The 21877-nt window shown below is 62.5% G+C and carries 21 protein-coding genes and 3 tRNA genes; 14 read left to right on the top strand and 10 right to left on the bottom strand.

What is annotated here, in order from left to right:
• Positions 1-106: 106 nt before the first annotated feature.
• Both JQ553_RS30645 and JQ553_RS30640 read right to left on the bottom strand, forming a co-directional pair.
• On the bottom strand, positions 107-1192 hold the full coding sequence (locus JQ553_RS30645; protein ID WP_212503786.1) for an enolase C-terminal domain-like protein: 1086 nt from the start codon (positions 1190-1192) through the stop codon (positions 107-109).
• Between the two features lie 18 nt (positions 1193-1210).
• On the bottom strand, positions 1211-2545 hold the full coding sequence (locus tag JQ553_RS30640; protein WP_249144698.1) for a multicopper oxidase family protein: 1335 nt from the start codon (positions 2543-2545) through the stop codon (positions 1211-1213).
• Positions 2546-2667: 122 nt separating this feature from the next.
• Between JQ553_RS30640 and JQ553_RS30635 the strand changes: the two genes are divergently transcribed.
• The 8 genes from JQ553_RS30635 (at position 2668) to JQ553_RS30600 (ending at position 10567) form a co-directional block, all read left to right on the top strand.
• Positions 2668-2752, top strand: a tRNA-Leu gene (locus JQ553_RS30635).
• Positions 2753-2909: 157 nt separating this feature from the next.
• Positions 2910-4271: a trigger factor gene (gene tig, locus JQ553_RS30630; protein ID WP_212503785.1), complete on the top strand. Its 1362-nt coding sequence runs from the start codon at positions 2910-2912 to the stop codon at positions 4269-4271.
• Between the two features lie 193 nt (positions 4272-4464).
• Positions 4465-5100 carry an ATP-dependent Clp protease proteolytic subunit gene (locus JQ553_RS30625; RefSeq protein ID WP_212503784.1) on the top strand — a complete coding sequence of 212 codons (636 nt, stop codon included), beginning with the start codon at positions 4465-4467 and terminating at the stop codon, positions 5098-5100.
• Between the two features lie 446 nt (positions 5101-5546).
• Positions 5547-6821 (top strand): ATP-dependent Clp protease ATP-binding subunit ClpX, encoded by a 1275-nt coding sequence (gene clpX, locus JQ553_RS30620; protein ID WP_212503783.1) that lies wholly within the window; start codon positions 5547-5549, stop codon positions 6819-6821.
• Between the two features lie 297 nt (positions 6822-7118).
• On the top strand, positions 7119-9545 hold the full coding sequence (gene lon / locus JQ553_RS30615) for an endopeptidase La (protein ID WP_212503782.1): 2427 nt from the start codon (positions 7119-7121) through the stop codon (positions 9543-9545).
• Positions 9546-9633: 88 nt separating this feature from the next.
• On the top strand, positions 9634-10038 hold the full coding sequence (locus JQ553_RS30610; protein WP_212503781.1) for a GFA family protein: 405 nt from the start codon (positions 9634-9636) through the stop codon (positions 10036-10038).
• Positions 10039-10216: 178 nt separating this feature from the next.
• A tRNA-Val gene (locus JQ553_RS30605) sits at positions 10217-10291 on the top strand.
• Positions 10292-10354: 63 nt separating this feature from the next.
• Positions 10355-10567, top strand: a complete 213-nt coding sequence (locus JQ553_RS30600) for a hypothetical protein (RefSeq protein ID WP_212503780.1) — start codon at positions 10355-10357, stop codon at positions 10565-10567.
• Between the two features lie 21 nt (positions 10568-10588).
• Here the strand turns inward: JQ553_RS30600 and JQ553_RS30595 are convergent, their stop codons facing one another.
• The gene (locus tag JQ553_RS30595; protein ID WP_212503779.1) at positions 10589-11488 is read right to left on the bottom strand and encodes a peptidoglycan-binding protein; all 900 of its coding nucleotides are present in this window, start codon (positions 11486-11488) and stop codon (positions 10589-10591) included.
• A 54-nt stretch (positions 11489-11542) separates the two neighbouring features.
• Here JQ553_RS30595 and JQ553_RS30590 point away from each other — a divergent pair, with 54 nt between their 5' ends.
• The 4 genes from JQ553_RS30590 (at position 11543) to JQ553_RS30575 (ending at position 13804) form a co-directional block, all read left to right on the top strand.
• Positions 11543-11980, top strand: a complete 438-nt coding sequence (locus JQ553_RS30590; RefSeq protein WP_212503778.1) for a hypothetical protein — start codon at positions 11543-11545, stop codon at positions 11978-11980.
• A gap of 140 nt (positions 11981-12120) precedes the next feature.
• On the top strand, positions 12121-12426 hold the full coding sequence (locus tag JQ553_RS30585; RefSeq protein WP_212503777.1) for a YciI family protein: 306 nt from the start codon (positions 12121-12123) through the stop codon (positions 12424-12426).
• Positions 12427-12527: 101 nt separating this feature from the next.
• Positions 12528-12824 (top strand): hypothetical protein, encoded by a 297-nt coding sequence (locus JQ553_RS30580; RefSeq protein ID WP_212503776.1) that lies wholly within the window; start codon positions 12528-12530, stop codon positions 12822-12824.
• A gap of 122 nt (positions 12825-12946) precedes the next feature.
• Complete coding sequence (locus JQ553_RS30575) at positions 12947-13804, top strand: class I SAM-dependent methyltransferase (RefSeq protein ID WP_212503775.1); 858 nt, start codon at positions 12947-12949, stop codon at positions 13802-13804.
• A 16-nt stretch (positions 13805-13820) separates the two neighbouring features.
• Here the strand turns inward: JQ553_RS30575 and pepT are convergent, their stop codons facing one another.
• Entirely contained in the window at positions 13821-15077 is a 1257-nt protein-coding gene (gene pepT, locus JQ553_RS30570; RefSeq protein ID WP_212503774.1) for a peptidase T, read from the bottom strand.
• 112 nt (positions 15078-15189) lie between these two features.
• The gene (locus JQ553_RS30565; protein ID WP_312015213.1) at positions 15190-15513 is read right to left on the bottom strand and encodes an HU family DNA-binding protein; all 324 of its coding nucleotides are present in this window, start codon (positions 15511-15513) and stop codon (positions 15190-15192) included.
• A 309-nt stretch (positions 15514-15822) separates the two neighbouring features.
• Here JQ553_RS30565 and JQ553_RS30560 point away from each other — a divergent pair.
• Positions 15823-15899 (top strand) — tRNA-Asp (locus tag JQ553_RS30560).
• A 328-nt stretch (positions 15900-16227) separates the two neighbouring features.
• A complete protein-coding gene (locus JQ553_RS30555; RefSeq protein WP_212503773.1) occupies positions 16228-17970 on the top strand; it encodes a winged helix-turn-helix domain-containing protein in 1743 nt (580 codons plus the stop codon).
• A 99-nt stretch (positions 17971-18069) separates the two neighbouring features.
• Here the strand turns inward: JQ553_RS30555 and JQ553_RS30550 are convergent, their stop codons facing one another.
• The 5 genes from JQ553_RS30550 to JQ553_RS30530 form a co-directional block, all read right to left on the bottom strand.
• Positions 18070-18528: a YHS domain-containing (seleno)protein gene (locus tag JQ553_RS30550; RefSeq protein WP_212503772.1), complete on the bottom strand. Its 459-nt coding sequence runs from the start codon at positions 18526-18528 to the stop codon at positions 18070-18072.
• Between the two features lie 584 nt (positions 18529-19112).
• Positions 19113-19280, bottom strand: a complete 168-nt coding sequence (locus JQ553_RS30545; RefSeq protein ID WP_249144697.1) for a hypothetical protein — start codon at positions 19278-19280, stop codon at positions 19113-19115.
• A 39-nt stretch (positions 19281-19319) separates the two neighbouring features.
• Entirely contained in the window at positions 19320-19520 is a 201-nt protein-coding gene (locus JQ553_RS30540; protein ID WP_212503770.1) for a hypothetical protein, read from the bottom strand.
• A 108-nt stretch (positions 19521-19628) separates the two neighbouring features.
• The gene (locus JQ553_RS30535) at positions 19629-20258 is read right to left on the bottom strand and encodes a haloacid dehalogenase-like hydrolase (RefSeq protein WP_212503769.1); all 630 of its coding nucleotides are present in this window, start codon (positions 20256-20258) and stop codon (positions 19629-19631) included.
• Entirely contained in the window at positions 20251-21876 is a 1626-nt protein-coding gene (locus tag JQ553_RS30530; RefSeq protein WP_212503768.1) for a hypothetical protein, read from the bottom strand. The genes JQ553_RS30535 and JQ553_RS30530 overlap by 8 nt, the downstream gene beginning before the upstream one ends.
• Position 21877: the final 1 nt, after the last annotated feature.

Genomic DNA, 21877 nt, shown 5'->3' with positions numbered 1-21877 from the left:
TAGAGCGTTTTCGAGCGAAGTGGAAACCGGTTCGCGTGAAGAAAACGCGTCAAAACAAGAATCTAGAGCCCCATTCCGATTCCATCGGAACGAAAAGGGCTCTAGTTCAGCTCACCTGATATTTCGCGACCGCAGTCTCGTTCCATTCGATGCCGAGCCCAGGACCGCGGGCGGTCACTGCGCCATCGGCGATCTCGGTGGGTTTTGCCAGGATCGCGCCTGCAAAATCGAGAAATTCGAGCCAGTGCGCGGTCGGCGTCACCGCCAGCAGATGCGCACTGACTTCCGCGAACAGATGGCTCGACATCGGGATCGAGGCGGCATCGGCCTGGCCTGCGACCTGGAGCCAGCCGGTGACACCGCCGACTTTCATCACGTCGGGCATGATGAAGTCGCTCGCGCCGGCCGCGATCGCCTCGGCGAAGCCGCGCGGGAACCACCAGTTCTCGCCGGCCTGGATCGGCGTGGGGGAGGTCTCGCGGACCTTGGCGTGACCGGAGAGGCTTTCCTGCGGCACCGGCTCCTCGATCCAGTGCAGGTCGTAGGGCGCGAGCCGCGCGATGCGGCGCGTGGCTTCTGCCGGATCGAGCGATTGGTTGAAGTCAATCATCAGCGCGATGTCGGGACCGAGCAGGGCACGCACGCCCTTCACGACGCGCTCGTCATTGGCCAGATCGCCATCACCGCCCTTGATCTTGATGCCCTTGAATCCCTGGTCGAGCGAACGACGCAGCGCGCGCTCGTCGGCGGTCGGATCGACCGCGCCGTAGCTGTCGTAGGCCTTGATCGGCTTTACGGAGCCACCGAGCAACTCGGCCAATGGCCGACCAGCGAGCTGGCCGAGCACGTCCCAATAGGCCATGTCGAGGCCAGAAACCGCCATTCCGACGAGGCCTTGCCAGCCAAGCAAGCGAAACCTGGCGTCCATCGCCTTCATCAATTCGAAAGGCGCGACCGGCTTGCCGACCAGCTCGCGCCCGATCTCCTCGATCAGATAGACAAGAGGTTTTAGTGTGAGCTTGCTGTAGCCAAAGATATAGGTACGCCCGGTAACGCCCTGATCGGTCTCAACGTCGATCAGGACCAGCGGCCCGGAATCGATCACGCCGAATGCGTTCTTCACGGGACGCTTGAGCGGCACCACGACGCTTCGCGCCTTAACTCCACGGATCGCTGCAACCGTCTGGCTCATGGGCTTTTCCTCTTGTTGTTATGCGACACTGTACCACCGTAGGAGGCGCGGCGCCGCCCAGTCCGTGGCGACGGACTCGATCAAATAACGCCCGGCGTGTTCGGCGAGGAACGCGATGCGCTGCGTTTGGCCCGGCTCGATTGCGAGCGTGTCGAGCCAGAACGGCTTCCAGCCGTCGTCGAGCCGGTCGAGCAGGCGGAAATGATGGCCGTGCAGGTGGAACACGTTCGGGCGCGCGCCAGGATTGGTCAGCGCCAGTACGACGGTCCGGCCGGCGCGAAAGGCGAGCGGGTCCGTCGTAGACAATTTTGTTGGCGCGACCCAACCGGCCTGCAGGCCCGCGAGGGGAAGCTCGAACCGCTGTGCGCTCTTCAAATCGAGTTGCGTCGGCAAGCCGTTGGAAGGGAGCGGCGGGGCCGGGCGCTGCGGCGTGGACCGGGTCGGTTGGGCGTCCGTGACAATCAGTCGCCCGATCGAGCGCGCTTCCTTGCCGTCATGCAGCAGGATCGATGAGGACGTTCCGGCCGCGCCGGTGACGTCGACGAAGATATCCGTCCGGCCTCCCGGCGGCAGCACCAGCGCGCCGTTGCGCGCCGGGAACGGCTCGGCCGGCTGGCCGTCAATGGCCATGACGCGGAGTTCGAGGTTTTCGATCTTGACCGCCACCACAGTTCGGTGGCCGGCATTGATGAAGCGGAGCCTCAGGCGATCGTTGACCCGGGCCGATATGTCGAGCGAAGTCTTTCCGTTAATGGTATGGAATAGCTTGGAGTTTTCCGGATCAAGTCCGGGCGCCAAGGCGCTCCCATCAGATTTGAGCCGCCACTCCTCGATCAGCAAGACTTCGTCGCGATCGACTGAAATCGGAGAGCTTTCGGCCGCGATGAGGGCCCGGCCGCGCGACGGCCGGGCGCCCCCGTCCCCGAGCAGTCCGGCATCGCACAGGAAGGTACCGGCATGCCGCAAGTGAAGGGCGAACGTCTCCGTGGCGCCGGCGGCAAGCGGCGGCCGGGAGGCCAGCGGCTCGGCGGCTGCCCCGCCGTCGATTCCCCGCCAGCTCAGCGCGACCGGCCCGGGTTCGCCGTTGGCGAGACTGACATCGAGCATGTCGCCCCGCTTGAACCTGAGTTCGGGGCCGCCGATCGACCAGACCGATGCGTCAGCTTGGTCTGGACGCAGCGAGATTCGTTCTGCCCGGGTCTGGAGCGTGAGCGCAATGCGGGTCTGCGCCATCACCGAGGCAGGGAGCGCAGGGCAAAGTGACGCGGCGCCCAGCCCGGTCAAAAACGCACGTCGGTCGAGAGGAAATTCGGGGCTTGCCATCGGGCCGATGCGGACCATTTTCTCGTGCATCTGTCCAGCCGCGACACGTCGCAGGCAGCGACAAAAGCCGCCATTTTTTTGCTGCGAACCGGCAGGCGCATGTTATAAGCCCGGCCGCCCGCGGCATCGCGGCCGGATTGGATGCTTTTCACGCGGGCGTGGCGGAACTGGTAGACGCGCTGGATTTAGGTTCCAGTGACGAAAGTTGTGGGGGTTCGAGTCCCTCCGCCCGCACCAAGCGCTTGCAGCGTTTGCATGATCCTCTGGAGAACCTTCGCCTGGCGGGGCGGGGTTAGCCAAACCCACCGGCGTTCGGCTGTTGGCCGCGCGTCGACTTGACTGAACACCGTCTCGGCCGATCGGGCCGCGGCAAAAGCGGAAGAAGATTGACACCATGCAGGTCACCGAAACCCTCAACGAGGGACTGAAGCACGAATTTAAGGTCAGCGTCCCGGCAACCGATCTCGATGCCAAGGCCGACGCCAAGCTGGTCGATCTCAAGGACAAGGTCCGCCTCAACGGCTTCCGTCCCGGCAAGGTGCCGGTGTCGCATCTGAAGAAGGTCTATGGTCGCTCTGTGATGGCCGAGACCATCGACCAGACCATCCGCGACACCAACACCCAGATATTCACCGATCGCGGCTTCCGCCTCGCGACCGAGCCGAAGATCACCATGCCGACGGAGCAGAAGGAGGTCGAGGAGTTGCTTTCGGGCAAGACCGACCTGACCTATACGGTCGCGATCGAGGTTGTGCCGCAGATTCAGCTCGCCGACTTCAAGACCTTCTCGGTCGAGAAACCTGTGGTCGAGGTGTCCGAGGCCGACGTCGACGACGCCATCAAGCGCATCGCCGACGGCAGCCGCCCGTACAACGCAAAGGCGGAGGGCGCAAAGGCCGAGACCGGCGATCGCGTCACCATCAACTTCAAGGGCACGATCAACGGCGAGGCTTTTGAAGGCGGCACCGGCGAGGGCATCCAGGTCGCGATCGGTACCGGCCAGTTCATTCCTGGCTTCGAGGAGCAGCTCATCGGTATCGGTTCCGGCGAGACCCGCACGCTGAAGGTGAACTTTCCGACCAACTATCTCAACGACAAGCTCGCGGGGAAGCCGGCCGAGTTCGAGACCACCGCGACGAATATCGAGGCGCCTGGCGAGGTCAACATCGACGACGATTTCGCCAAGACGCTTGGCCTGGAGTCGCTCGACAAGCTCAAGGAAGCCGCGCGCGAGCGGTTGACGGCCGAGTTCGCCGGCGCAACGCGTCAGCGTGTCAAGCGAGCGCTGCTCGACCGTCTCGACGAGAGCCACAAGTTCGAGGCGCCGCCTTCGCTGGTCGCCGAAGAGTTCAACCTGATGTGGAATTCGATCAAGGCGGAGATGGATTCATCCGGCAAGACCTTCGCCGACGAGAACACCACGGAAGAGGCTGCCAAGGACGAGTACCAGAAGATCGCGGACCGCCGTGTCCGTCTCGGCCTTGTGCTCTCGGAGATCGGCGAGAAGAACAAGATTACCGTGACCGACGACGAGGTCGGCCGCGCCGTGATCGAGCGCGCCCGCCAGATGCCGGGCCGCGAGAAGGAAATTTGGGATTACTACCGCAACAATGCCCAGGCGCTGGCCCAGCTTCGCGCACCGATCTATGAGGACAAGGTGGTCGACTTCATCCTCGAACTTGCCAACGTGACCGAGAAGAAGGTCACCAAGGATGAGCTATTCAAGGATGAAGACGGCGAGAAAACTGCCGCGTAGTCGCGGCACCTCGCGTTAATAATGAACCGAGAAAGCGCCAGGGCGGCGGTATCCCGTCGCTAGGCGGCTTTCGTCGAATCAGTTTGAACTTGCACCTGCCCAACTGGCTAGTGCCGGCCTTGTTGCCAGGAAATTGGCCTATATCTGGGTTAAGCCAATTTCTCTGCATCACTCCTAACCCATGGGTTGTCTCATGCGCGATCCCGTTGAAACCTACATGAACCTCGTCCCGATGGTCGTCGAGCAGACCAATCGCGGTGAACGCGCCTACGACATTTTCTCGCGGCTGCTCAAGGAGCGCATCATCTTCGTGACAGGTCCGGTGGAAGACGGCATGTCGACGCTGATCGTCGCGCAGCTCCTGTTCCTCGAGGCCGAGAATCCGAAGAAGGAAATCTCGATGTACATCAACTCGCCGGGCGGCGTGGTGACGTCGGGCCTCGCGATCTACGACACCATGCAATTCATTCGCCCGCCGGTGTCCACGCTATGCACCGGGCAGGCGGCCTCGATGGGTTCGCTGCTGCTGGCGGCCGGTGAGAAGGACATGCGCTTCACTCTGCCGAATTCGCGCATCATGGTTCACCAGCCTTCGGGCGGCTTCCAGGGTCAGGCCACGGACATCATGCTGCACGCGCAGGAAATCCTGAATCTGAAGAAGCGCCTCAACGAAATCTACGTGAAGCACACCGGCCAGACTTACAAGTCGATCGAGGATGCGCTTGAGCGCGACAAGTTCCTGACCGCGGAGGACGCCAAGGCGTTCGGTCTCGTCGACAAGGTCATCGACAAGCGCCCCGAGGACCCCACCGCGGCGAAGGCCGCGTAGGTCGTAAGTGCTTTCCCCGGGCGTCGGTGTGATTTCGGCACCGGCGCCTCACAGATCCGGTAGGGGGAGGCTCGCCGGCTTGTCTGCCCACACCCTGGCACTGGTGGAAAGGTTCCGCTTTCGTGCTCATCAGCTCCGTGGCAAACCCGCAACGATCCATGGATTTTGTGGCGTATTCCACGTGCGAACGCCGGAAATCACGGTATTGTCACGGTGTTGAGCTTGCGGCCCGATTAGCGAATTCTTGATAGTCGGGTGCCAGCATGGTTGGCTATGGCCGTGACGGCTATGGTTGCGGGAGATTCGAATAGACCGTGATTCGCGCGGTCTGAATTGCGCAGGGTCTTTTTTGGTACGGAATTTGCTCTATCTACCCATAAGCTCCGGTTTGGTGCCGGAATGGGTCGATCTGGCAAGCGGGATCGAACGGCGGACGGAGATAATGAATGAGTAAGGTCGGCACGAGCGACTCCAAGAACACGCTATACTGCTCGTTCTGCGGCAAGAGCCAGCACGAAGTCCGCAAGCTGATTGCAGGACCGACCGTCTTCATCTGCGACGAATGCGTTGAACTCTGCATGGACATCATTCGCGAGGAGAACAAGTCCTCGCTGGTGAAGTCGCGCGACGGCATCCCGACGCCGAAAGAAATCTGCAAGGTGCTGGACGACTACGTGATCGGCCAGAGCCACGCCAAGAAAGTGCTGTCGGTCGCCGTGCACAATCACTACAAGCGGCTCAATCACCAGACCAAGCACAATGACGTCGAACTCGCGAAGTCGAACATCCTTCTGATCGGTCCGACGGGCTCCGGCAAGACGCTGCTCGCGCAGACGCTCGCCCGCATCCTGGACGTTCCCTTCACCATGGCTGACGCGACGACGCTGACCGAAGCCGGTTACGTCGGCGAGGACGTCGAGAACATCATCCTGAAGCTGTTGCAGGCGGCCGACTACAATGTCGAGCGCGCGCAGCGCGGCATCGTCTACATCGACGAAATCGACAAGATCAGCCGCAAGTCGGACAATCCCTCGATCACCCGTGACGTGTCGGGCGAGGGCGTGCAGCAGGCGCTGTTGAAGATCATGGAGGGCACGGTGGCTTCGGTTCCGCCGCAGGGCGGCCGCAAGCATCCGCAGCAGGAGTTCCTGCAGGTCGACACCACCAATATACTGTTCATCTGCGGCGGCGCCTTCTCTGGCCTCGAGAAGATCATTTCGGCACGCGGCCGTTCGACCTCGATCGGTTTCGCCGCGCAGGTGCTGGCGCCGGAGGATCGACGTACCGGCGAGATTTTCCGCCACGTCGAGCCGGAGGACTTGCTCAAATACGGCCTGATCCCGGAATTCGTCGGCCGTCTTCCGGTTGTTGCCACGCTGGAAGACCTGGATGAGGCCTCGCTGAAGAAGATTCTTACCGATCCGAAGAACGCCCTGGTGAAGCAGTACCAGCGCCTGTTCGAGATGGAGAGCATCGAGCTGACATTCGCCGACGAGGCGCTTGGCGCGGTTGCCCGCAAGGCGATCGAGCGCAAGACCGGCGCACGCGGGCTGCGTTCGATCCTGGAGAGCATCCTGCTCGAGACCATGTTCGACCTCCCGGGCCTGGAAGGCGTCGAGGAAGTCGTGATCTCGCGTGAAGTGGTGGAGGGAACGGCCCGTCCGCTCTACATCTACGCGGATCGTTCCGACCGCGCCGTCGAGAGCAGCGCGAGCGCCTAAGCGCTCGCATTGATCTGCCAAAAATGCACGGCTGCCGCCGCGTTTAGGCGGCCGCCGCGACATAGCGGCGACCGCTTGTTAGCTCGAATTTACGGGCATTTCTCCGTACTTGACTCCCCTGTGCCCGATAGCCACCTAATGCTATCGGTGACGGTGCTCATGCGTTGAGATTCGTTGCTTCACGATCCGAAGAAGCAGTCGATTTTGACTCGCTGTTTTTGGATCAATAAGGCACCTTGTGGCGGTTGCGTGAGCGGGCGGGCCGTGTGCAAGGGGGCAAAACAAAAGGAATACGCCATGACGACTTCCAAACCCCGGCCAACGATCGTTCACGGCGAAAGCCACTCCTATCCGGTGCTGCCGCTCCGCGACATTGTCGTCTTTCCGCACATGATCGTGCCTCTGTTCGTCGGCCGCGAGAAATCGATCCGCGCGCTCGAAGAGGTGATGAAGAACGACGCGCTGATCATGCTCGCGACGCAGAAGAACGCGTCCGATGATGATCCGGCCCCCGAAGCGATTTACGAGACCGGTACGCTTGCGAGCGTGTTGCAGCTCCTGAAATTGCCCGACGGCACCGTGAAGGTGCTGGTCGAAGGGCTCGAGCGCGCGCGCGTCGAGAAGTATTCCGACCGGACTGAATATTACGAGGCGACCGCGGTCGCGCTCGCCGACACCGACGCCAATTCGGTTGAAGCCGAGGCGCTGGCGCGTTCGGTCGTGTCCGACTTCGAGAGCTATGTGAAGCTGAACAAGAAGATCTCCGCCGAAGTCGTCGGCGTGGTTCAGGCGATCACCGATTTCGCCAAGCTCGGGGATACCGTCGCCTCGCATCTCGCGGTGAAGATCGCCGATCGGCAAGCGATCCTGGAGACGTTGTCCGTCACGCAGCGCCTGGAGAAGGTGCTGGGCCTGATGGAGAGCGAAATCTCGGTGCTGCAGGTCGAGAAGCGCATCCGTTCGCGCGTCAAGCGCCAGATGGAGAAGACCCAGCGCGAGTATTACCTGAACGAGCAGATGAAGGCGATCCAGAAGGAGCTCGGCGACGACGAGGGTCGCGACGAGCTGGCCGACCTGGAGGAGAAGATCTCCAAGACCAAGCTGTCCAAGGAGGCGCGAGAGAAGGCGCAGCATGAGCTGAAGAAGCTGCGCCAGATGTCGCCGATGTCCGCGGAAGCAACGGTCGTGCGCAACTATCTGGACTGGCTGCTGTCGATTCCGTGGGGCAAGCGATCCAAGGTCAAAAAGGACCTGGAGGCCGCGCAGGCGGTGCTGGACTCCGATCATTACGGGCTCGAGAAGGTCAAGGACCGCATCGTCGAGTATCTCGCCGTACAGTCACGCGCCAACAAGCTGACCGGGCCGATTTTGTGCCTGGTCGGACCTCCCGGTGTCGGCAAGACCTCGCTCGGCAAGTCGATCGCCAAGGCCACGGGACGCGAGTTCGTGCGAGTGTCGCTCGGCGGCGTGCGCGATGAGGCCGAGATCCGCGGTCACCGCCGCACCTATATCGGCTCGATGCCCGGCAAGATCATCCAGTCGATGCGCAAGGCGAAGACCTCGAATCCGCTGTTTCTGCTGGACGAGATCGACAAGATGGGCGCCGATTTCCGCGGCGATCCGTCGTCGGCGCTGCTTGAGGTTCTGGACCCCGAGCAGAACTCGACGTTCAACGACCATTACCTGGAGGTCGATTACGACCTGTCCAACGTGATGTTCATCACGACCGCGAATACGCTGAATATTCCCGGACCGCTGATGGACCGCATGGAGATCATCAGGATCGCTGGCTACACCGAGAACGAGAAGGTCGAGATCGCGCGCAAGCACCTGATCCCGAGCGCGCTCTCCAAGCATGGCCTGGACTCGAAGGAATGGTCGATCGACGACGATGCGCTCCTGTTGATGATCCGCCGCTACACCCGTGAAGCGGGCGTGCGCAATCTGGAACGTGAGCTCTCCACACTTGCCCGCAAGGCGGTGAAGGAGCTGATGATTTCCAAGAAGAAGTCGGTCAGGGTCACCGAGAAGAACATCGAGGAGTTCCTCGGGGTTCCGAAGTACCGCTTCGGTGAGATCGAGAGCGATGACCAGGTCGGCATCGTTACGGGTCTTGCCTGGACCGATGTCGGCGGCGAGCTTCTGACGATCGAAGGCGTCATGATGCCCGGCAAGGGCAGGATGACGGTCACGGGCAATCTGCGCGACGTGATGAAGGAGTCGATCTCGGCGGCGGCGTCCTACGTCCGCTCGCGCGCGATCACCTATGGCATCGAGCCGCCGCTGTTCGACCGCCGCGACATCCACGTCCATGTGCCGGAGGGCGCAACTCCGAAGGACGGTCCGTCTGCGGGCGTCGCAATGGCCACAGCGATCATCTCGGTCATGACCGGTATCCCGGTTCGCCACGATGTCGCGATGACCGGCGAGATCACGCTGCGCGGCCGCGTGCTGCCGATCGGCGGTCTGAAGGAGAAGCTGCTCGCTGCCGCGCGTGGCGGCATCAAGACGGTGCTGATCCCGGAGGACAACGCCAAGGATCTCACGGAGATTTCCGATGCGATCAAGGGCGGCATGGACATCATCCCGGTCTCGCGGCTGGACGAGGTCGTCGCGAAAGCGTTGACGCGCGTGCCCACGCCGATCGTCTGGGAAGAGGACACCAAGGTCGACGTCAAGCCCGACGCTTCGGATGAAGCGGCCGGCGGTCTGACGGCGCACTGAGCCAACGTTTGATGAAAGTGATAGAACGGCGCCTTCGGGCGCCGTTTTTGCTGGTGGCCTCGAGCCTTTCGAGTACGAAGGAGCGCGGATGCAGATTAACGGTCAGTGCCATTGCGGGTGCGTGACCTTTCAGGCCGAGATCGATCCCGAGCGTGTGTCGATCTGCCATTGCACGGATTGCCAGACGCTGACCGGATCGCCCTATAGGGTGACCGTGATCTGCGCCGCCGACCAGGTGCGCCTGACCGGACAGGCGCCGAAGGTCTACGGGAAAAAGGGCGACAACGGCCGAACCCGCTTCCAGCATTTCTGCGGCAATTGCGGTTCCCCGCTGTTTACGAGCGGCGAGGAGGGCGGTCCCGGGGATTGGGGAATTCGCTGGGGCAGCATCCGCCAGCGCGACCAATTGCCGCCGAGGCGCCAGATCTGGTGCCGCTCGGCGGCGCCATGGATCAGCGATCTCAGGGATTTACCGGGGCGGCCGACCGATTAGAGCATGATCCGAAAAAGTGCGTAGCGGTTTTCCCTCGCGACAAACGCGCAGCGTTTGCGCGGAGATCATGCTCAAACAAGGACCTAAAGCGCGATGATGATTCAGCCTAATCTCACCGCGTTTTAGGATTTTGCGATCTTGCACCGCGGGTGCGGGCAAGGCTAAAGAGACGGCGTAAGGGCGGTTAGCTCAGCGGTAGAGCGCTTCGTTTACACCGAAGATGTCGGCGGTTCGATCCCGTCACCGCCTACCATTTCGACCCGCCCGATCGAGCGCCAGTTGACCGATTCCGCGGCCGGGACCACGGCGCCGCTCCATGCAGCCGCACATGGTCATCGTGCTTCCGTATCTGACGACCGCGAACCAGGTCCGTCACATGCGCATCAGCATGCCCTTGATCGAATGCCTGGTCGATGGCGTTCGCTACTGGCGGCCCGACGATCTGCCGCCGGTCTCGGGCGTCGAGCTCCGGCCGATGCTCCGGCCCAGGATTGCCCAGGCCAAAGCGCGGCCGCCCGGCGGCGCGTAACGGCCGGCGCGTCGCGGACCGCTAGAACGCCAACCGTTCTAGCACGGAAACCACGAAAAAGACGCCGCCTGCGTTCGGCTGTCCCTGAGCTGCGCCGGTGATGGGCGCCAAGGAATTGATGTCTTTCGAGTCGGAGACGGCCAGCGTGCCGGTGAGAACCGCCGCGCGGTCGCCAGGCTTGAGCGCCACACCGGCGAGGAAGCCGGGAATATCGTCGAGGAAAACCTCGTTCGAGAACTTCAGGTTTCCAACCTGGATGCAGTTGACTGGCGTACCCAAGGTATTTGTAAACTTCACAGGTTTAGAAGTGAGAAAGGTTTCGCTGTTGCCGTCGGGATCGGTCAGCTCTAGCGTGAAGCTAAATATGCTATCCGGATTCGTCTGTAGTTTGAGGCTGAACTTCCAGTTGCGGTCCGTCGGTTTGGGCGCGGGCGGCGGAGGCGTCGGACGGGGAGGCGTCGGAGGAGGGGGCTTCGGACCGGGAGGCGTCGGACGGGGAGGCGTAGGAGGGGGAGGCGTCGGACCGGGAGGCGTCGGATCGGGATTCTCGCCTTTTCCGACCATTGCCTTGTCGAGTGCAGCGATGGTCTGGATGCCGACGACACGGTCTGGAACTGTCTGGCCGGGGCCGAGGATCGGCTTGGGACGATGAGCGCTCTTGAAAGCGAACACCGCCTTCGCCGTCGACTCTCCGTAAACGCCGGCCGCATCGGAGATGGTGAAACCCAGCGACCGCAGCGCGGTCTGGATTCGCCCGACCGCGTCCTCCGTGCCGGGAAAATTCGGCTTCTTGTCCTTAAAGATATTGAACTGATGATTCACGGCGCAGTCGGCTAGACGCTTTTTGCCCGGACCTTCCTTTGTGAACAGTTCCGATGAGAGCGGCATGATGCTGTCCTCGGGCGTCGCGAGCGGATGCAAGGTCGCCGATCGTCGCCTGTAACACACCTCCGGTTTCCTGTCCTTGCGGCGTGGTTGCGCACAGCCTGGCGTTCGCCCGGCGGGGCCGAGGTCTGGCAATGGTCGTGCGGCTTCTATCCAGGCTCGAACCCAGGCGAACACCGCGGCGGCACGGCACCGTCGTTCGAGGCGGCCCGCGCGTCGTTTGGGGCGGCATGGCGCGCCCGTTTGCCGAAGCGCACCGGAGCCGACTTCCAGGCGTGGCGCGATCAGCGCGACTGGACGGCGCGGAGAAACGCGATGTGGGAGCGCGGCGAGAAATTGCCGAGCCAGACGCCGAACTCGCTGATGCGCTGCGCCTGCGGCGAGACGTTCGACAGCCACCGGCTCGAACACAACTTGATCCACGTCCCGCACATCACGGCAAGCCAACGTCAATATCATATGCCGTGGTCGACCGCCTTCGACGCACCAACGTTCTGCCCAACGGTGGGATCAAGTCGAATCGCATGATGATCTCATCACTGCGCGTACAACCGCGTCTACAGAGACCGCGGCGCCCGAAGCGCGCACACGCGGGCTGCTTTCCTTTCAGGCCGGACGCGATATGGTGCCGGTCTGCGACTTCTGCAGACGCATGGAGTTCCTTTGCGATGAAATACTTCGTCTGCAAGCTGACCGGCCCGCGCAAGACCTTCCCGCAGGACATGACGCCGCAGGAGGCCGGGATCATGCAGGCGCATGTCGCCTATTGCGGTGAACTTCTGCGGGCGGGGCGCGCGCTGGTGTTCGGCCCGGTGGCCGATCCGGCGGGGGTCTGGGGGCTCGGTGTGCTTCAACTGCCAGACGATCTCGATCCGCAGGAGATCATCGCCAACGATCCTGCCGTGAAGGCCAATGCCGGATTCGTCTACGAGGTAATGCCGATGCTGCGGGCAGCGACCAGAGAGACCTGCTGACGCCCGAACTTCGACCATCGTCATATCAGCGACACGCGGCACGGCATTGGTACCGCAGGCGGTGCAATGATATGCTCGCCGCGGAACCGGGAGCTCTTAGAATGCGCAAAATCGTGGTGGCCGTGATGATGGCCCTGATCGCCGGAACTGCCTTGGCGCAGGGCCATGTTCCGCAGTATGGCGAGGAGGACAAGGACAAGACGCCGGCGGAGAAGGCCCAGGAGCGGCAGGCCGAGCGCGCTTACCAGCGTTCGCTCGGCAATGTGCCGGACCAAAAGCCGGCCGATCCGTGGGGGATCGCCCGCAGCGACGACGCGACGAAAAAGGCGGCCACACCGCCGGCCAAGCCGACAATGAAGCAGTCATCCAAGACCAAGAGCGGCGGCGCCGCAAACTAGAGCATTATCGGTTCTGATTGAGTCAGAACCGAAGCCGTGGATTCTCGCTTGAACGCGTCTTCTTCGCGCGAACCGGCATCCAATTCGCTCGCAAACGCTAGAGCCCGGATACAGGGATTTCGATGAACGCCTCGCAGGGCCATGAACGCAATGCCGACCAGATCGCCTATTGGAACGGGCCCGGCGGCCAACGCTGGGCCGATCGGCAGGCGGCGCAGGACATCATCCTGCGGCCGGTGCTCGACATCCTGGTCGATCGCGCCGCACCAACGCCGGGTGAGCGGATCGTTGACGTCGGTTGCGGTAGCGGAGCATCGAGCTTTGCTTTTGCCGCGAAGGTGGCCCCCAATGGTCATGTGTTCGGTGTCGACGTTTCCGAGCCGATGCTGAGGCGGGCGCGCGCCAGTCGTCCGCCGGGATTGCAGGTCGATTTCGCGTTGGCCGATGCCACCGTCTATCCCTTCGATCCCGCAAGCTTCGACCTGCTGGCTTCGCGCTTCGGCGTGATGTTCTTTGCCGATCCGGTGCTGTCCTTCACCAACCTGCGGAAGGCGCTGCGGCCGGGCGCGCGGCTCGCCTTTGCATGCTGGCGGGAGCCGCGCGAAAATCCGTTCTTCATGGCGCCGTTGCAGGCGGTCTACAAACACGTGCCGAAATTGCCGCAGATGGGGCCTGAAGACCCCGGTCCGTTCGCCTTCGCCTCGGAGGAGCGGGTGCGGCGGATCCTTGGCGGGGCCGGATTTTCCGGCGTCGTGATGGAGCCGGTGCCGCTCACGCTTGACGTCGCGACCGGACGCGGGCTTGACGCCGCAATCCAGGGAGCGCTCGAGATCGGCCCCGCGAGCCGCGCGCTGGAGGGCCATCCCGCCGATGTGCGGGCCGCCGCCGTCCAGTCGATGCGTGAGGCGCTGACGCCGTTCACAAAGGGGGATTCTGTGCTGCTGCCGGCCTCGATCTGGATCGTCACCGCGAGGGCTTGAGGCTGCGGATCATGCTTTAAGCCCGCTCTTCCCAGATCATCGCGAGATGCACGATGGTCTGCACCGCCTTTTCCATGTCCTGCCGGCTCACCCATTCGAGGCGCGAGTGAAAGGCGTGCTCGCCGGCGAAGATGTTGGGGCAGGGCAGGCCCATGAAGGACAACCGCGAGCCGTCGGTGCCGCCGCGGATTGACGTCTTTACCGGCGTCAGGCCGGTACGCTTGATCGCCTCGATCGCGTAGCGGACGATCTCGGGATGGCGGTCGATGACCTGCTTCATGTTGCGGTATTGCTGCTTGACCTCCATGCGGTAGGTCGAGCGCGGATAGGCCTTCATGACATCCTTCACGATGTCCTCGAGCAGGGCTTCCTTCCGCTTCAATCCGTCGTCGGTGAAGTCGCGCACGATGAACTCGATCCGCGCCTTCTCCAGGGCACCCGAGATTGCGACCGGGTGCAGGAAGCCTTCCTTTCCCTCGGTGGTCTCGGGCGAGCAGGTGTTTTTCGGCAGACGATCGACGATGGCCGCGGCAATCTTGATCGCGTGCTCCATCTTGCCCTTGGCAAAGCCCGGATGGGTGGAGACGCCTTCGATGATCACGCTGGCGCCATCGGCGGAGAACGTCTCGTCTTCGATATGGCCCGCGCTTTCGCCGTCCATCGTGTAGCCGAAGTCGGCGCCAAGCTTCTTCAGGTCGACCTTGTCGACCCCGCGCCCGATTTCTTCGTCCGGAGTGAACAGGATCTTGATGGTACCGTGCTTCACTTGCGGATTGCTGATCAGAAAATGCGCCGCATCCATGATCTCGGCGAGGCCGGCCTTGTTGTCGGCGCCGAGCAGCGTGGTGCCGTCGGTCGTGATGATGTCATTGCCGATCTGGTCGGCCAGCGCGGCGTGCTCGGCGGCACGGATGACCTGGGAGGGATCGGCCGGCAGCACGATGTCGCCTCCGCGATAGTTCTTCACGATCTGCGGCTTCACGTCCTTGCCGGTGCAGTCGGGCGAGGTGTCCATGTGCGAGCAGAAGCAGATCACCGGCACCTTCTTGTCGGAATTGGCCGGGATCGTCGCGTACACATAGCCGTGCTCATCGAGATGGGCATCCGATATCCCGATCGCCTGCAATTCGGTGACCAGCAGGCGGCCAAGGTTCTTCTGCTTCTCGGTGGACGGGCAGGTGGGCGACTCGGGATCGGACTGGGTGTCGATCACGACGTAGCGCAGGAAGCGCTCGGTCACTGTGTGTTTGAAGTCGAGAGCCGGTGCCAGCATGAAAAACCGCGCGGGTGAGGAATTGCGACAGGCAGGCTCTATAACAGAAAAGCGTCATTCCGGGGCTGCGTCGCTGGCCGGAATGACGCTTCATCGAGGCAAGAAGCCGGGATTAGACGGCTTCCTTGAGCTCCTTGGCGGCGCGGAAGGCGACCTTCTTGCTGGCCTTGATGTGAATCTGCTCGCCCGTGGCGGGGTTGCGGCCCATACGGGCGGCGCGCTTGCGCACCTGGAGGATGCCGAGGCCGACAATGCGGATGCGCTCGCCCTTCTTCAGGTGCTTCGTTATCCGGGTGACCATGTCCGTCAGGATCGCCTCGGCCTGCTTCTTGGACAGTTCCTGGTCCTCGGCGATGGCCGCCGCCAGATGCTTCAGGGTGATCGTCGCCGGGGTCGCTGCTTTCTTCGCCATGTGTGGCCCTCCTCGTTGCTGAATGGCTGGGATGGTCGCCTTCGCGCGCGATGGGCATGCCAGTTCGCGTGCGAAAGGCGCGTCCAGGAGAGTCCTGAAACCGCCGATTTTGACAGGCTCCGCGCCGAGCGGGCGTCAGGAAACCAAGACATATCAGGCCTTATTTGATTCGGGGCTTTGCTGACTACGCTGTTTCGCCTGAAAACAGGCCATAATTCGCATCGACGTCACAAAAATAGCGGTCTTCCGCGACGATCCGCAACGTCCTTGACTAACGGGATGCGGGCCTTTATGCCCTCGGTGCTACGCGGATCAGTCCTGTGATCGGCATCCGCGGGAGTAGCTCAGTTGGTTAGAGCGCCGCCCTGTCACGGCGGAGGCCGCGGGTTCGAGTCCCGTCTCTCGCGCCATCATTTCAATGGCTTAACTCAGATTCCCGATTTCGGTAGGCGCGCAAGGAGCGGCAGCGTGATGCATTGGGCCGCATGTTGTTCGACCTTCTCCGCTTCTTCACCTCGCCGGCGCGCGACGGAAGCCCCTACGCGCCTTTGAAAGCGTGAGAGCGGTTGTCGACCGTCGAGAACTGACTATTCCGGGCGTCCGCGATCAGTTCGGCAAGTCCGACCCGCGGCGGCCGTTCCAACTGGACTGCGGCCGGCCCACTGATAGATTCCTGATGACCTCTGGATGCTCCATGCAGAGACAGCTTTATCAGGTGTCTTTGGACGGGACCGTGCGATGACGCCGAGCGAGCATGACCACCCGGCACCCTCGGCAAACCGCTTGGGATTCGATCGCTACGTTCTGGATATGGAGCGGGGTTGTCTGTTTCTCGGCGAAAGCGAGATCGTTCTGCGACCGAAGACTTTCGCCGTGCTGCGTGTCCTCGTCGAAAATTCGGGACGCCTTGTATCGAAGGAGGATCTGTTCGCGGCGGTGTGGCCGAACATCGCCGTCACCGACGATGTGTTGGTCCAGAGTATCGGTGAATTGCGGCGTGCACTTGCTGACGACGGTCAGAGGCTGATCAAGACGATACCCCGGCGGGGTTATCGGTTTGAACCGATCGTGTCCGTCGTGTCGTCCAGTGGCCCAGGCGATGCTTCGATGAGCGAGATGCTCAGCGGTCAGAAAGCACCGACCACATTATCCGGAGTGGGATGGCGCAGGGCGCTGTCGCTAGGATTTGGGCTTGCCGCCCTCATCTCTGCAACGGTCTTCCTGAACGATCGTTTTGGACAGGATCTGAAGCCGGATAACCAATCTCTGAAAGCGGCGGAGACGGGAGGAAAGCCCAGCATCGCCATTCTGCCCCTCCTCAATCAGAACGCCGGTGCGTCCCGGGACTATTTTGCCGACGGGTTGACGCAGGACATCATCCACGCGCTAGGCCGGTTCCGAGGGCTGACGGTGATGTCATGGAACGCCGTGTTTCCTTACAAGACAAGGCCGGAAAGTCCCGGTGCAATCGCTCGCAAACTTGGCGTGCGCTACCAGGTTGAAGGAAATGTCCGTCAGAACGGCAACCGAGTCCAGGCAAACACACAGCTCGTCGATGCAAACGGCCAGGTGTTGTGGTCTGCAAGGTTCGATGAGGCTCTGTCCGATGTCTTCGCCCTGCAGGATGCGATTGCAACCCGGATCGCGGGGACGACGGCCAGCCGCGTGGCCCAAGTGGAGTTGAGCCGGATCTCCACCAAGCCGACGGGCAGTCTCGAGGCCTATGACTATGTGCTGCGCGCGAGACCGGCACTGCAACACCCCGACCGCGGCAACATCGTGCAGGCACGCGAGCTTCTCAGACGTGCGATCGAGACCGATCCGGATTACGCCGCTGCCTATTCGTCATTGGCCGAGACCTTTTTCATCGCGACATCGATGGGTTGGGCCGAGACCCCCGCCGAATTCCTTGCGCGCGCGGAGGAGGTGGCGAATAAGGCACTTAGCCTCGATGACGCCGATGTGCGAGCCCGCGTCGTGCTTGGTCGCATCCACATTTTCTATCAGCGGTATGATCAAGCCCGGACAGAGATGGACCGGGCCATCGAGATCAATCCCAGCGACGCCGGCGCAATTGCAGGCCGCGGCAATATCCTCCTTTGGTCAGGACAGACCGACGCTGCGATTGCCGCGCTGGAGTTTGCCCAGCGAATTGATCCAGAGCTCAATCCGAGCGATCGCTTTGCCCTTAGTCTCGCCTACTATTTGAAAGGACGCTACGGTCCTGCAATCGAGCAGGGCGAGCGAAACCTCAGCAAAACATCGGCTGCAAATTTCAGCCGGGTCGTTCTTGCGGCCGCCCACGGCGAGCTCGGTCATTCGGAAGATGCCGGCCGCATAGTGACGATGATTCGTCGCTTGGATCCCACCTTTGATGCGAAGGAATTTGGAACCAAATTCCTGCGCGCGGACGATCTCGACCATCTTCGCGATGGAATGCGCAAGGCGGGCTTGGTCGTGGAGCAAACGGCTCCGCGCTAGGGCATAGTCCGGAAGAGCGTGTCTTGGTTTTTCGCTCGCGACAAACGCTCAAACATAGACATGAGATCATGATGCGATGTGATCCTATCGCATCATCGTCTAGTTTGTGTCCTTGGGAAGGATCGATCTGTTCTGGTTGGCTTTGGCGATATTTCCGGTCGCATCCTTCTGGAAAAGCTCAGGTCCCTTCGGCGCGGGCGAGCCGAACACGTAAAGCTTGTTGTCGCTGATCAACCAGTTTTCCGGATCGGCCGTGACGATCTTGCCGAGCGCCAGCGCCATGGCGCAGTAATTGCCGAATTGCGGAGCATACCGGACCGAATCAGCCTTGAAGAGCTCACGGTGATGCGCGCTCGCGAACCGATAGGTGTGTTCATCCCATTGATACTCGAAATCGGGCATTCCGCGGGTAGGCCTGCCGTCGGTGAAATAAGCCACCGGGTCGTAGCCCTGGATGGCAAGCGGCAATTCCGTCGCGAGAGAGGGGAGTGGCATCGCCACCGGAAACGCGACGAGAAGGCCGAGGCGCAGGGCAGTGCGCCGGGAGAAACTGTGCATGGCGGAACTCCTGGTTCTCGCAAGGATGCCGTTCGGGCTCAAGCGTGCAGCTTGGCAGTTCGATCCACAAGCCATGGAGAAGCGGAGCAAGTAACGAAAGAGGGACGAAAAAACCCCGAAATCTGCGGACCCGCGCCTCCTTTCCGAGCGAAAAGCGTTTTCGAGCGAAATGGATGCCGGTTCGCGTAGCGAACGCGTCAAAACGGGAGGCTGGAGCCTCGGCTGATCACATTCACCGGCTTGTAGATTTCATGGAGCTTCTGGTTCCGCTCCGCCGTCTTGGCCATCTTGTTCGCCTGATCCTCCCAAGGCAGGGGAGGCAAAGCCTCTCCTAAATCGTTGTTCGTTCACTTCCTTAATTTGCGGAGCTTCTCCAAGAGAAGCTTCGCGCAATTTTCATGATTGCTCCTCTTGCTCGGCGGTTGATCAAAGGAAGAAAGAGGAATCTCTGACCCGGACTGGCATGGAGCACTGCCGGACGAGCGATCTCGACCGGAAGCAGCCTATCGGTGTCTGCAGGTGAAAGCCGATCAGCACTGCTGTCGTAATTTGTCGGTCAGTTCGCGGCCCGCTACACGTTCGTCCTACGCAAAGAATGCCGCGATCGCGTTGAGATCGGATCGGCCGGGAGTTCCGCCGCACAAATTTGCATCGATAACGCGGCGGCAGGCGTCCACGGTGCCGGCGTCTCCCAATTCGTTGGCGGCCTCGAGGATGGACCAGACGGTGTCCATCGGGATGTCGGTAGGCATGGCGGCATTCGACCTTGACTGCATGTTGAAGCGGCGAGGCTAGAACTCGAAGAGATCCCGGCCGCGGCGCGCGAGCACCTGGAGGTCGGCCATCGTGCCACGCACCGCGCTGCAGCGCCGGCATTCGATGACGGTGTCGTCGGACGCATGGGCCGGATCGGTCGGCTTGATCGACAGATTGCCGCAATCGGTGCAGACGATCTTGAAGCCGGTCCTCACTGTTGGCTGCTGCAAATTCATTTTGGCCTACGTCCTGTTGCCGCAACCCTAGGGAACAATTTTTAAAACTGAAGTCGTGCAGTAATTCGCAATCGAATGGCCGCGTTAGAACCTTGTTAAGGCTTCAGGTCAGCCGACGCGGCCCGGCAGATGCAGCGCCGGTTTTCCCAGGGCTCGAGCCGCGTTGCGCACTGAGGCGCGCGCATTGACCGTCATGACCCCGGCCGCCTGCGCCCAGACCGCGAGATCGGACTTGCTGTCACCGGCATAGATGAAGCCCTGCGGGAAGGCCCGGCGCAGAAGGTCGGCCTTGTTCGAGCCCTTGAGGTTGTGCTCGCCGTCGGAGGCGAACACCTGGTCGATGCAGGGAAACAGCGCCGCAACCTGGCTAGCGAGCATTGCGTCGGCTGCGGTCGCCAGCACCACGCGGCGGCCTGCTGCCTTCTCGCGCTCTGCCACCGCCACGACATCCTGATGGAACGCGATTGTGCTCCAGTCGATGTGGTTGCGTAGCGCGAGCTGGCGCTTCAGCGCGGCACGGCCGCGCACGAGCCAGCCGGCGCAGGAGACTGCGACCAGCGGATTGCGACGCAGGATCGAGAAGAAGCTCTTGTAGAGCAAGTCACCCCGGATCAGCGTGCCATCGAGGTCGAGCACCAGCGGCATCGTCCTGGGCAGGCCAAACAGGGGGGCCGCGTTGCCGGGGGGACGCCCGCGCGCTCTGTCGGAGGAATCGATGTCGATGGCGAGCTCAGTCATGCGCGGCGCTCAATTGGGTTGATACCCTGCACACGTTGATCTCGCGAGCGCCGGTCCCGGCGGTCTTGCAGTCGCCATAGCCGAGCCGGCTCGCAATCGCGGTGCCGTTCTCATCCGAGGCCGAGACGATCAAGACCTGCGGTGCGCCGCGATTGATGGCGCGGAATTTGGCGACGGACGCCGCATCGGGCGCGTCCTGCCAGTCCGGCGTGGCGCGCATGAAGTCGCGCGCCTCGACATATTGCAGCGGGAAGTAACCAAAGTAGCGTGTCGACGGCAGCGGCGATGACAGGCCGACGCCGTGGCCCGCGAGCGCCGCCGTCTGCGCGGCATGCAGCGTCGGGCGGATACGCCAGGCGAACAGCCGGCTGTCGCGCTGCGCGATCAGGTCGGCGCTCGCAAAGCTTTGCCCGGGATTGTCGCGCCCGGCCCCAAGCTCGCTTTCGAGCGTCGGAGCCCAGCTCCGGTAGGCGATGGCGCGGACCGCGGTCTGGCCGACCAGGCCGGACAGCGCTGCAAGACAGAGCACGCGCACCAGCGCCTGCGCCGGCTGCCGGCTTGCGATCGTCAACACGATTGCAATCCCGCTATAGGGCGCAAGCCGTTCCGAGAGCAGCGCCGAGCCGGTCTTGAGATTGAGCAGCGAGAGCAGCACGATGAGGACGAAGAAGACCGGCCATAGCAGATCGCCCGAACGGGGGCGCCGCAACGCCGCCAAGCCTGCGACCGCGAGTGCGCCGATGAGCGGCGCGAGCGCGACCACCTCCCACCAGGTGAAGGTAAAGAGGTAGGTCGCCGCCATGATGCGGCGAATGATCTGCGTCATGCCGCCTTCGGCGCTGGCCGTCTCGCCGGGAATGTTCTGGTAGGTGAGCAGGAAGCTTGAGATCAACAGCAGGATCGGCAGCGCCGCAGCCGCAGACCACGCGCCGTCGGTCAGGAGCCGCCGCGAGGCCGCTTTCGGCCCGGCGCGCTCGAGCGTATCTGTTGCGCGCGCGACGCCGTTGGCAGCAAGCAGCAAGCAGGCCGCAACGACCGAGGTGATGTGGGTGAGATAGAGCGCGCCGAGCAACAGCGCCGTCGCGACGAAGGCGAGCACATCGCGCCGTCCGTTCAGGCTGCGCCAGAAGCTCGCGAACAACAGGAACAGGGGCACGCCGAGCGCGAAATTGTAGAACCCCCAATGGATGAAGACGCCGAATGCGATCGGCAGCAACAGCAGCATCGGCAGCAGCGGCCGGCGGCTCTCCGCGCGGCTGATGGCGTAGGCAGCGACGATCCAGAGCAGGCCGTAGAGGCTCAAGAACAGGCTGTTGGCGAAGAGCGCATCGCCGGTGAGCCGGATCAGACCTGCGAGCAGCAGGTAGATCGCCGAATTCGGCTCGATGCGCGGATTCCACTGATAGAACGACGCTGCGGGCTCCTGCAGGGCGCCGCCCCAGCCGAAGCGGGCAATCAGGTCGGCCTGCGCGAGATGCACCGGCCCGTCCTGGGTGGGCACGAGCTTCACCAGCCAAATCGGGCCATCCAGCAGTATCAGCAGCGCTGCGAACAGCAGGGCTGCCGCGACGGCGCCGGTATTGGCCTTCGGGATTTGGAACGAGGATGCGATCGACATC

It is taken from the genome of Bradyrhizobium lablabi, assembly GCF_018131005.1.
In the GTDB taxonomy this organism is placed as follows: Bacteria; Pseudomonadota; Alphaproteobacteria; order Rhizobiales; family Xanthobacteraceae; genus Bradyrhizobium; species Bradyrhizobium lablabi_D.
This window is presented reverse-complemented; position numbering and strand designations above follow the sequence as displayed.

Bases quoted from the DNA above. Each gene is read 5' to 3' on its own strand.
- JQ553_RS30530 (WP_212503768.1), bottom strand. From the start codon at position 21,876: ATGTCGATCGCATCCTCGTTCCAAATCCCGAAGGCCAATACCGGCGCC.
- clpX (WP_212503783.1), top strand. From the start codon at position 5,547: ATGAGTAAGGTCGGCACGAGCGACTCCAAGAACACGCTATACTGCTCG.
- JQ553_RS30555 (WP_212503773.1), top strand. From the start codon at position 16,228: ATGACGCCGAGCGAGCATGACCACCCGGCACCCTCGGCAAACCGCTTG.
- JQ553_RS30645 (WP_212503786.1), bottom strand. From the start codon at position 1,192: ATGAGCCAGACGGTTGCAGCGATCCGTGGAGTTAAGGCGCGAAGCGTC.
- JQ553_RS30640 (WP_249144698.1), bottom strand. From the start codon at position 2,545: ATGCACGAGAAAATGGTCCGCATCGGCCCGATGGCAAGCCCCGAATTT.
- JQ553_RS30610 (WP_212503781.1), top strand. From the start codon at position 9,634: ATGCAGATTAACGGTCAGTGCCATTGCGGGTGCGTGACCTTTCAGGCC.
- JQ553_RS30585 (WP_212503777.1), top strand. From the start codon at position 12,121: ATGAAATACTTCGTCTGCAAGCTGACCGGCCCGCGCAAGACCTTCCCG.
- JQ553_RS30550 (WP_212503772.1), bottom strand. From the start codon at position 18,528: ATGCACAGTTTCTCCCGGCGCACTGCCCTGCGCCTCGGCCTTCTCGTC.
- lon (WP_212503782.1), top strand. From the start codon at position 7,119: ATGACGACTTCCAAACCCCGGCCAACGATCGTTCACGGCGAAAGCCAC.
- JQ553_RS30625 (WP_212503784.1), top strand. From the start codon at position 4,465: ATGCGCGATCCCGTTGAAACCTACATGAACCTCGTCCCGATGGTCGTC.
- pepT (WP_212503774.1), bottom strand. From the start codon at position 15,077: ATGCTGGCACCGGCTCTCGACTTCAAACACACAGTGACCGAGCGCTTC.
- JQ553_RS30575 (WP_212503775.1), top strand. From the start codon at position 12,947: ATGAACGCCTCGCAGGGCCATGAACGCAATGCCGACCAGATCGCCTAT.
- JQ553_RS30580 (WP_212503776.1), top strand. From the start codon at position 12,528: ATGCGCAAAATCGTGGTGGCCGTGATGATGGCCCTGATCGCCGGAACT.
- JQ553_RS30535 (WP_212503769.1), bottom strand. From the start codon at position 20,258: ATGACTGAGCTCGCCATCGACATCGATTCCTCCGACAGAGCGCGCGGG.
- JQ553_RS30540 (WP_212503770.1), bottom strand. From the start codon at position 19,520: ATGAATTTGCAGCAGCCAACAGTGAGGACCGGCTTCAAGATCGTCTGC.
- tig (WP_212503785.1), top strand. From the start codon at position 2,910: ATGCAGGTCACCGAAACCCTCAACGAGGGACTGAAGCACGAATTTAAG.
- JQ553_RS30545 (WP_249144697.1), bottom strand. From the start codon at position 19,280: ATGCCTACCGACATCCCGATGGACACCGTCTGGTCCATCCTCGAGGCC.
- JQ553_RS30600 (WP_212503780.1), top strand. From the start codon at position 10,355: ATGCAGCCGCACATGGTCATCGTGCTTCCGTATCTGACGACCGCGAAC.